General features: G+C 42.4%; 1 protein-coding gene and 1 pseudogene. Both read left to right on the top strand.

Annotation, left to right across the window (positions count from 1 at the left end; all coding sequences use genetic code 11):
* A pseudogene (locus ACFIML_RS09255) lies at nt 1–228 on the top strand (filamentous hemagglutinin); the annotation flags it as partial.
* On the top strand, nt 225–628 hold a 404-nt coding region (locus ACFIML_RS09250; RefSeq protein WP_375688040.1), incomplete at its 3' end, for a hypothetical protein. The pseudogene ACFIML_RS09255 and the gene ACFIML_RS09250, both read left to right, overlap by 4 nt.

Here is a 628-nt window from a genome sequence, read left to right as displayed (position 1 = left end):
TTTGATGGGAATAGATATGACTTTGTCAGCAGAATTATTGGCGGCAATGGCTATACTTACGAGACAATACCTACTGGCAGTAACTGGTGGAAAGAATGGTGGAGAGTGATCATGAATCCCATAAGCTCCCATACTTGCCTTGGAGATGCGGGGCGTATGTGCAACATGCTTTACGGCTCATCTCATCGTGAACAAGTTCCTTCAAGTAAATCATGGAGTAAAAAATGAAACACATCGTAAAATTATTAAGTGCTGTAACTTTGTTAAGTATAGCTGGGTGCCAGTTTAATAAAACTCCCATATCTTCTATAGGGGCATGGGAGAAGCCAGGAGCAGATTTTACGGAGATAGGAAAAGCCTTGTTAGAATGCGGTATGCCAACCCCTTATGATAAGGATCCAGAAAGTAGAAAGCTCAGTAATAATGCAAATGCAACCATTGATGCTTGCATGCTCCAAGCGGGATTTCGCTATAAATATGATGTGGGGGGAGGCTGGTGTGGAAATCATAAAGCGGAAAACCTTCCGATTTGTCGTCCAGGTGCTGTCATACCACAGCGCAGTGTCAAGAAGCGCTTAAACAGCCCGTTTTGTAAAAAATATAAAAATGCACCTGAATGCAAACCTTA

It is taken from the genome of Bartonella sp. AC62GZZY, from assembly GCF_042196525.1.
In the GTDB taxonomy this organism is placed as follows: Bacteria; Pseudomonadota; Alphaproteobacteria; order Rhizobiales; family Rhizobiaceae; genus Bartonella.
The sequence above is the reverse complement of the archived record's forward strand: the minus strand, read 5'-3'. Positions and strand labels throughout refer to the sequence as shown.